Origin of the sequence: Vibrio sp. 10N.222.54.A3 (genome assembly GCF_041474095.1) — a bacterium.
GTDB lineage: Bacteria > Pseudomonadota > Gammaproteobacteria > Enterobacterales > Vibrionaceae > Vibrio > Vibrio crassostreae_C.
Window position 1 is genome coordinate 1 of the sequence record NZ_JBFRTN010000133.1, and the last position, 9,078, is coordinate 9,078.

Sequence of the window (9,078 nt, forward strand, 5' to 3'; positions counted from 1 at the left end):
CGGAAAGCCGCGATGAACCGAAAAAAAGTCCCTATTTTAACTGACTCTGTGATAATTAATTCATTTGTTGAAAAATTAAACAGCAACGCGACAATAGAAATTATAGATGAGTTGACAGGATTTCAATACTCTCGCAATTCACTGTTGGGCATTTACAGTGATTGGAATCGCTATCATGCGTTCTGTACCAAACATCGTATTAACACACTTCCCGCATCTATAACCGCTGTTCGTCGTTTTCTTGAAACGGAGTCTAACGATAGAAAATACGCATCGCTAAAACGTTACACTGCAACGCTTAGCATGTTACATACTGTGTTGAGCTTTGCTAACCCGATCAAGCACAGGCAAGTTCGCTTTACCCTACTCCACTTACAATCTCAAATGGCCGGTGACGCTAAACAAACCAATGCTATGACATCTGTGCATCTCACTGATTTGAATACGTTACTCTCCCATGAGAAAGCAAACCTGAAAGAGATCAGAGACATTGCTATTTATAACGTGATGTTCGAGTGTGCTTTAAAGCGCTCAGAGCTTAAGTTGTTATCGATGAGTGATGTTGAGTACGTTGAAGATCATTACCAAGTAACAGTCAAAGATTCGGCTTATCAGTTGTCACAAATAGCCAGTGTTGCACTTCAACGTTGGCTTTCGTTTACTGGTATACAAGATGACTTGCCAGTATTTCGTGCGATAGACAAGCATGAGAATATTGGTTTGCAGCCTTTAGATGATTCGTCCATCTATAGGATATTGAGAAGAGCTAGCGACTTACTTCAACTGCCAGAAAATCACCATTTCTCTGGAAATTCGATTCGTGTTGGTGCTGCACAAGAGTTGTCGAAACAAGGTCTTAAGGTTAGAGAGATTCAGGACTTTGGTCGCTGGCTTAGCCCTGCCATGCCAGCCCAATATGTGGGTTTCACGGGAACGGCTGAGAGTGAGAAGATGAAGTTTAAGGCGCTAATACCTTGGCAATAAACGGTTCGTAATTACTTGGATATAAGTTGTGGCTAAATGATAGATTCGTAAAAAACGGCTAGCTTTAAAAACAAAAAGTGCCTTGGCGAAAGCTTAAGGCACTTTTGGGTTCAGCTCTAAGTGAACGAAAACGAGTTAGAAACCTAAGAAAGGCTTGTTCTCACGCAGTTTTCTAAGAACTGGCTGAATTTGTGGCCGTCATGCTCAACCATTTTAGGGAACATGGAGATTGGCGTCATACCTGGGAAGGTGTTGACTTCGTTCAGGTAGATCTCGTTGTCTTGCGTTAAAAAGAAGTCGATACGAGACAAGTGACGAAGCTTCATCTGGGTGAAGACTTTTCGTGCGCTGTCTGCAATCAATTCACGCTGTTCGTCAGTTAAATTACTTGCTTCAACTTCAGTGATCGAGTGGCTGTCTGCACTGTACTTCTCTTCGTAAGAGTAAAATGCGCCATTCGGTGCAATCACCTCACCCGGCTTGCTGATGTGTAGCTCGCCATCGATTTCATAAGCAGCAATTTCTAGCTCTCTAGGCACCACTGATTTCTCAACCAATACTTGGTCCGAGAAAGTGAACGCCTTGTTGATAGCCTCGCTTAAATCTTCTACTTGGTTAACTTGGTAACAACCTACAGAAGAACCTTGACGAGCCGCTTTCACAAACACTTTACCCCAGTTTTCAAATGCTTGAGTTGCTTGTGAGTGAGCTTGATCATTGTTGTCTGATAAGAACAGGTACGGCGTGTTTGGAATACCAAGTGCGTCGTACCAAAGCTTTGACGTGATTTTGTTAAAGCTGTTGTTGCTTGCTTCTGGACCACAACCTAGGTATGGAATTTTAGCCATTTCAAACAGTGATTGAATGTCACCTGTTTCACCTGGGAAACCGTGTATGCAAGGCACAATGAAATCGACTTTAGATGCTAAATTGTCACCGCGTAAGGTTTGGTCGTTAATATCAAGATAAACCAATTCACCTGAATCAAGACACCAGCCTTCGTTCTTAATTTCAACTCTTACAACGTTAAAATCTGCAACGCTATTAAGTTGATCAAAAAGGTAATTGGCTGAAACTAAAGATACTTCATGCTCTGAAGATCCACCGCCGCAAAGTAGAAGGATGTTTGTGGTGTTCATGGGTAAATTCGGTCCTTGAAACTAGGAGTACTGACTTCAATGATAAACAAAAGTCGAGATAGGTACAGTGTTTTGATTGTTAAAATTGCGTTCGAAAGATCGAGCGATTAACTATTAAACAAAACAGCGAGTCTTAAAACAAAAGAAGGAGCATTTGCCCCTTCTTTATGAATCAAAACTTAGTTCAACTTGTTAAGCGTTGGGTATTCAGAGTTCTTGATGTCATCAATGCTCTTAACGAACGGCTTCAAGTTTTGGAAAGTGTTCGGCAGTGTTGAGATTGCCTTTTTAGCTTCTAAGCGTGTTGCGTAGTCACCATAAAGTACCGTGAACCACTTAGTGCCGTTAACCATTTTGTAGTTTTCCCAAACTGGTTGAGAAGTCGTAGGTAGCATTTTCACGAAAGAATCGACTTTACTTTGGCTGCCAACAGCAACAACTTGAACTGTGTAACCAAAACGTTGGTTCATGTCTTGTTGTTTCTTGGTTGGGCCTGTCACTACTGCAACTGGCTTAGCTTGAGTCGTTTGAGCGACTTTCTGTTCAACAGGTTCGGTTCTGATAACGTTGACAACATTTTCTTCAACAACGCTTGTTTGCTCAGATTGAGATACAACTGGAGCTTCAACTTTTGCCGTGTTGTACTCTTCTTGATAACTATCTGAAGTGACATTGGTAACGTAGTCGTCAGATACACATGCAGCCAAGAGCAGTGGCAAAGTCACAATTGCAAATTTTTTCATGGAAAGCTCTATATCCTTAATAATAATTACTATAAATCATGCCGATACGTCGGTTTAGAATCAAGTTAACTTTGGGATTATACACCATTAGTGGGTGACCTATTTCACAAACTTTATGCAGGGTTTGCTTATTCATCTGAATTCGGTGAATTTGCCATCAACCTGTGAGTGCAAAGTAAGTTACGATGAACTTACGTGCATTGCTAGGATATGTCTATGAATCATCTTGATCCCCTACTTAAACCCCGTTCAATCGCTGTTGTTGGTGCTTCTCAACGAGAAACACGCGCAGGATATATTGTTATGAACAATTTGTTGCATGGGGATTTTAAAGGTGCGGTGATGCCGGTTACGCCGAAATATGATTCAGTGGCCGGTGTGCTTTCTTACAAGAACATTTTGTCGTTACCGATTGTTCCTGACCTCGCAATCTTGTGTACCAATGCGACCCGTAATGTCGCTATTTTTGAAGAACTGGCTGAGAAAGGTATAGCCTCTGTCATTGTGCTTTCTTCAGACATGCAGCAAGAAAGCGATAATGGTGAGACGTATGATGAACGATGCCTAGCGATTGCCAAAAAGCACAACATTCGAGTGTTGGGTTCCAATAGTTTGGGGGTGATTGTTCCTTGGTTAAATTTGAACGCCTCATTCTCTCCAGTGACAGCATTACCCGGTAAGATCGCCTTTGTTTCTCAGTCGGCAGCTGTGTGTACCACTATTCTCGATTGGGCTAATGACAAAGAGATCGGTTTTTCGGCGTTTATCTCTATAGGCAATGGTAGCGATATCGAATTCTCGGAGTTATTGGATTATCTCAGTACCGACTCTCACACCGAAGCGATATTGCTTTATGTAGACAGCATTACTGATGCGAGGCGCTTTATTTCTGCAGCGCGTGCGGCTTCGCGTAACCGACGAATTTTGGTGTTGAAAGGCGGTCGAACGGCGAAAGGCAGAGCCGCAGCAATGGCTCACACTGGCGGTGCCGACACATTAGATATTATTTATGATTCCGCAATCCGACGCAGCGGCATGCTACGAGTTAAGAACTTACATGAACTGTTTGCTGCGGTAGAAACACTGACTCATTCAGTACCATTGCGAGGCGAGCGCTTGGCTATTGTTACTAATGGTGGCGGCCCTGCGATTATGGCTGTGGACACCCTATTTGACCGCGGTGGTAAGCTCGCAGAGTTTTCAGAAGAGACACTTGATAAGTTGAACAAGGTTTTGCCATCGAGTTGGTCTCATAGCAATCCTATCGATATTGTCGGCGACGCTGGTGATCAACGTTATATCGACACTATAAACATCTTACTCGATGGCGATGAAGCAGACGCGATTCTTATCATGCACAGCCCTTCAGCGGTCGCACATTCCGCTAAAACGGCAGAACGAATTATTGAAGCGATTAAGAAGCACCCTCGCCACAAGCGCTTTAACATCCTGACGAATTGGTCTGGTGAGCTAACAGCAAGGCCCGCACGAAAGCTGTTTACCGAAGCGGGTTTCCCAACTTATCGGACCCCTGAAAGCTCTGTGGTCGCATTCATGCACTTAGTCGAGTACAGACGTAACCAACGTCAGTTAATGGAAACGCCGACCACTGCAGAAAAAGTACACATTGAAGATCTAGCAGATGCGAAAGGTTGGATAGAAAGAAAACTACTGGATAAAGATACAGTTAGCCTTGATACTCACCAAAACAGTCAGTTTTTCAAGAGCTTCAACCTCGATGTGTTACCAACTTGGATCGCTTCTGACCCAAGTGAAGCGGTACACATCGCTGAAACGATCGGTTATCCCGTCGCAGTAAAATTACGTTCGCCGGATATTGCACATAAGTCAGACGTACAAGGCGTGATGCTCAATTTGCGAAACAGCAGTGAAGTTGCCAATGCGGCTCAGGCAATTCTCGATCGTTCTCAATTATCCTTCCCTAGAGCAAACATCCACGGCTTGTTAATTCAAGGTATGGCTAAGCTCGCGGGCGGCCAAGAGTTGCGTATTAAGGTTACAACAGACGAAACCTTCGGCCCAATCATATTACTTGGACAAGGTGGTTCGGAGTGGGATGAGTCGATTGATGCCGCAGCTGCTTTTCCACCGCTCAACATGACACTGGCGCGTTACTTGATTATTCGAGCGATAAAAAGCGGCAAGATTCGTCTACAAAAACTCCCTAACCCCATCGATATAGAAGGTTTGTCTGAGTTATTGGTACGTATATCGCAAATGGTAGTGGATTGCCCTGAAATACATGATTTGGATATCCATCCAGTACTGGCCAATGGTGACAAGTTCACGATATTAGATGCCGATATCATCTTGAAAGCGTACGAAGGCGATCCACAGGAACGTCTTGCGATTCGCCCTTATCCGGTCGAGCTTGAAGAACGTATCCAGCTAAAAGATGGAACCGAAGTGTTGTTACGCCCTATTCTTCCCGAAGATGAACCGCTTCATGCTGACTTCATTAACCGTGTGTCTAAGGAAGATCTCTATAAGCGTTTCTTTAGTGATGTCGGTGAATTCAATCATGAGGCGTTGGCGAATTTCACTCAGATTGATTTCGATAGAGAAATCGCCTTTGTGGTCGTTCGCGAGGAACAAGGCGTTCCAGCGATCATCGGCGTGTCCCGTGCGCTGATTAACCCTGAGAACACAGACGCCGAATTCGCAATATTGATTCGTTCTGACCTTAAAGGTGTTGGTCTAGGTCGCATTCTTATGACCAAGGTTATCGATTACTGCCGTGCGAAGCAGACCAAGCAGATGTCGGGTATGACGATGCCAACCAATAGAGGGATGCTGACACTAGCTCAAAAGCTCGGTTTTAAGCTAGATATCAGTTTTGAAGATGGTACTGCAGATATGGTGTTACCGTTACTTTAACGCCCATGTCTTTTTAAGATGTTGGATACACCAAGACTTGGCGTCGCCCATTTTGTTGCGTCGCCAAGCCATAACAATATCGATCGGTTGTGGTTCTGTACCGGAGATCTGCTGTAGTACGCCAGATTCAATCAAAGGTTTAGCGACACTATTCGGTAAGGTGCCAATCCCTAGTCCTGATGTCAAAGCCTCTACTTTCGCAGGAAAGCTTGTCACGGTTAAACGTGGCTGTTTCTCTAGAATATTGATGCTTAGTGCTGGCTGATCGCGTGCGGTGTCTGCAATGGCAATAACCCTGTAACTTTCTCTCGCCTTCTGATCGAATTCACCAGAACGATTGTGAACATAGTGGCTTGATGCCGCGACCCACACCATCTCCATTTTACCAATTACGTCACTTTTCATATCGTTTGGAATTGTATCGAGCTTAGGGCATATCAATAAGTCAGCACGACCATCTGTGAGAGATTCCCAACAACCCGCTAAGATTTCCTCTTGCAAACGAACGCGTGTTTTACTGATTTTTCCTAGTTCATCTACCAGTGGGAAAAAGTTAGCAATCGGGATAATGCCATCAAAGGCGATGGTCAAATCGAGCTCCCAACCATTGGCTAGAATGCTTGCCTCATTAACAAGGCGTTCTGTTGCTCCAAGAATTACCCTACCTTGCTCAAGTATCAACTGGCCCGCTTCTGTGAAGTTTGCACGATGTCCAGAACGGTCAAAAATCATGATGTCCAGATCTTGTTCAAGCTTCTGGATTTGATAACTGAGTGATGAAGGTGCTCTGTCCATTTCATTGGCTGCAGCGGCGAAACTTCCACGTCGGTCGATGGCATCTAATATGTGTAATGCTTCAAGTGTTATTGGACTATGCATCAGTTTCCTACTTTATAAATGAGAGGTTAATCACAAAAATGGAAGCATTCACCAGATAAATGGAACCATTAAAGGTCTTTTAATACAATGAGTTATACGGTTTAAGCGTATTTTTAATGACAAAAGTACAAATAAATTGAAATGCAAATAATAGTAATTATCATTTAGATCCAATATTATCTTTCCCAAATCAAGATAATACTATGGAATTAAGGTAACTATCAGATGTATAAGCAATCCCTACTCTCTGCTTCAATCGTTTTAGCGCTTTCATCAACATCAGCCTTTGCTGAAGATTATGCCCTATTTGACGAGGTTGTTGTATCTTCGACTCGTACTAATCAAACACTTATCAATACAGCAGCTTCTGTGACGGTCATCTCTGACGAGCAAATCGAAGAGAACATGGCAAAAGATGTTAATGAAATCTTCGAATACACTCCGGGTGTAACGATGAACTCAAGCTCTCGTCAAGGTGCACAAACTATCAATATTCGTGGCATGGAAGGTAAGCGCGTTAAGATCTTAGTAGATGACTCATCGCAACCAGGTTCATTTGATGGTGGCCCTTATGCATTTATTAACTCTAGCGGTATCTCAATCGACCCAGATATGCTGAAAAGCGTTGAAATCATCAAAGGTGCAGCTTCAAGTTTACACGGAAGCGACGCTATTGGTGGTGTTGTTGCATTCGAAACCAAAGACCCTTCTGATTTCTTGAAAGATGGCGAAGACTTCGGTGGCCAAGCGAAACTGTCTTACTCTTCAGAAGATAACTCTTTCAGTGAGCACGTTGCATTAGCTAATCGATTTGGTGATTTGGAAACATTGGTTGCCTACACTCGCCGTGATGGTGAAGAGCTTCAAAACTTCCGCGACTCTAATAACTTAGAGAATTACGCAGTAGAAGATCAAGATACATCTGCAGATAACCTATTGGTAAAATTGCAATACCAATTGAACGAAAGCCACCGTATCGAGTTTCTAGCTGAGCTAATTAAGGATACTTCTGACTCTGATATTTATCACTCAAGCTACGATAGCTACACGGGTGCAGATGATACAGAGCAAAATCGATTTGCGATTAAACACATTTGGTTCGCTGATGGCGCTATCGCTGACACAGTGACGAGCAAAGTGTCATACATCTCTAAAGAAGAAAATGGGGTGACGAAGCGCTTTAAACCGGCAGGTCCCGGTTTCCCACCTTATGTTCCTGCTAACAATGACAATCTTCAAACAAAAGACTATGAATACACCGAAGATAAGCTTGAGATCGAAATTCAGCTAGATAAACAGATTAACAACCATTACCTAGTTTATGGTGCAACATACACACATAGTGATATTAGCAATACAAACATGGAGTACAACTCTGATCCTGATACTGATGATCAGCTTTATGTATACACTCCTGATGCTAAAGAGCAGAAGTTTGGTCTGTTTGTACAAGACGAAATTAGCCTAATGAACGACAAACTTGTTGTTACTCCAGGTGTTCGTTTCGATTACTTCTCTACAGACCCTGGTAAAAATACGGGTGAGTCACTTACGGACTTCTCTGATTCTGCGGTAACTGGACGTTTAGGCTCAACATACAAACTTACTGATACAGGCACCATTTTTGGCCAGATTAGCCAAGGCTTTAGAGCCCCTTCTTTCGATGAACTGTACTACACGTATGACAACCCAGGACATGGTTACGTAAACGATCCAAACCCGGACCTTAAGTCAGAAACCAGTATCTCTTACGAGCTAGGTTACCGTCATAATACACAGGCTTCATCGTCTGAAATAGCGGCTTACTACAGTGATTACGATGATTTCATCGAAACAGTGGTAACGAAAAAAGTTGGCGGAACGACACACTACTCTAACGTTAACCTAGATTCGGCAACAATTAAGGGTGTTGAATTCTCTAACACGTTACTATGGGATGTTTTGGTTGGTGCACCTAAGGGTATCTCAACTCACTTCGTTGCTTCATACACAGAAGGTGAAGATGGAAACGGTAATGCACTAAATAGTGTCAACCCTTGGAATGCTGTATTAGGTCTTAACTACGACGCTCCAAACCAAAACTGGGGTACTAGCCTTAAGTTAAACTACACGGCTAACAAGTCTGGTTCAGACATCAACTTCGATGACGAAAGCGGCGGTAACGCTGGTCAAGCTGAGCTTCCGAGTGCAACGGTTGTTGATTTAACAGCTTACTACAAGCCAATGAAAGATCTTACTATTCGTGGTGGAGTATTCAACTTAACTAACGAAGAGTACTACCGTTGGAATGATATTCGCGGCGATGATGAGCTTTACAAAGAGAACTCTCAAGCAGAAAGAAACTACGGTATTTCAGCTAAGTACGAATTCTAATTCGTTAAAAACCTGAATTGCAGATACTAAAAAGCCAGCTAAATTGAAGTGACCCCGTAAAG

Annotated in this window: 6 protein-coding genes; 3 read left to right on the forward strand and 3 right to left on the reverse strand. The window is 43.1% G+C overall.

Annotated features, from left to right (window positions below; translation table 11 throughout):
• The first annotated feature begins 12 nt into the window (after window positions 1–12).
• Window positions 13–984: a tyrosine-type recombinase/integrase gene (locus AB4507_RS21315; protein ID WP_372183312.1), complete on the forward strand. Its 972-nt coding sequence runs from the start codon at window positions 13–15 to the stop codon at window positions 982–984.
• A 143-nt stretch (window positions 985–1,127) separates the two neighbouring features.
• Here the strand turns inward: AB4507_RS21315 and AB4507_RS21320 are convergent, their stop codons facing one another.
• Together AB4507_RS21320 and AB4507_RS21325 are read right to left on the reverse strand one after the other, a co-directional pair.
• Window positions 1,128–2,123 (reverse strand): D-alanine--D-alanine ligase, encoded by a 996-nt coding sequence (locus AB4507_RS21320; protein WP_102320806.1) that lies wholly within the window; start codon window positions 2,121–2,123, stop codon window positions 1,128–1,130.
• 179 nt (window positions 2,124–2,302) lie between these two features.
• Window positions 2,303–2,866, reverse strand: a complete 564-nt coding sequence (locus tag AB4507_RS21325; protein WP_372183308.1) for an SPOR domain-containing protein — start codon at window positions 2,864–2,866, stop codon at window positions 2,303–2,305.
• Window positions 2,867–3,082: 216 nt separating this feature from the next.
• Between AB4507_RS21325 and AB4507_RS21330 the strand changes: the two genes are divergently transcribed.
• Window positions 3,083–5,764 carry a GNAT family N-acetyltransferase gene (locus AB4507_RS21330; RefSeq protein WP_372128980.1) on the forward strand — a complete coding sequence of 894 codons (2,682 nt, stop codon included), beginning with the start codon at window positions 3,083–3,085 and terminating at the stop codon, window positions 5,762–5,764.
• On the opposite strand, the gene AB4507_RS21335 is transcribed toward AB4507_RS21330, so the two are convergent.
• Entirely contained in the window at window positions 5,756–6,643 is an 888-nt protein-coding gene (locus tag AB4507_RS21335) for a LysR family transcriptional regulator (RefSeq protein ID WP_102320808.1), read from the reverse strand. The two genes, AB4507_RS21330 and AB4507_RS21335, sit on opposite strands and share 9 nt — an antisense overlap.
• 225 nt (window positions 6,644–6,868) lie before the next feature.
• Here AB4507_RS21335 and AB4507_RS21340 point away from each other — a divergent pair, with 225 nt between their 5' ends.
• Window positions 6,869–9,016 (forward strand): TonB-dependent hemoglobin/transferrin/lactoferrin family receptor, encoded by a 2,148-nt coding sequence (locus AB4507_RS21340; protein ID WP_372183310.1) that lies wholly within the window; start codon window positions 6,869–6,871, stop codon window positions 9,014–9,016.
• Window positions 9,017–9,078 lie beyond the last annotated feature (62 nt).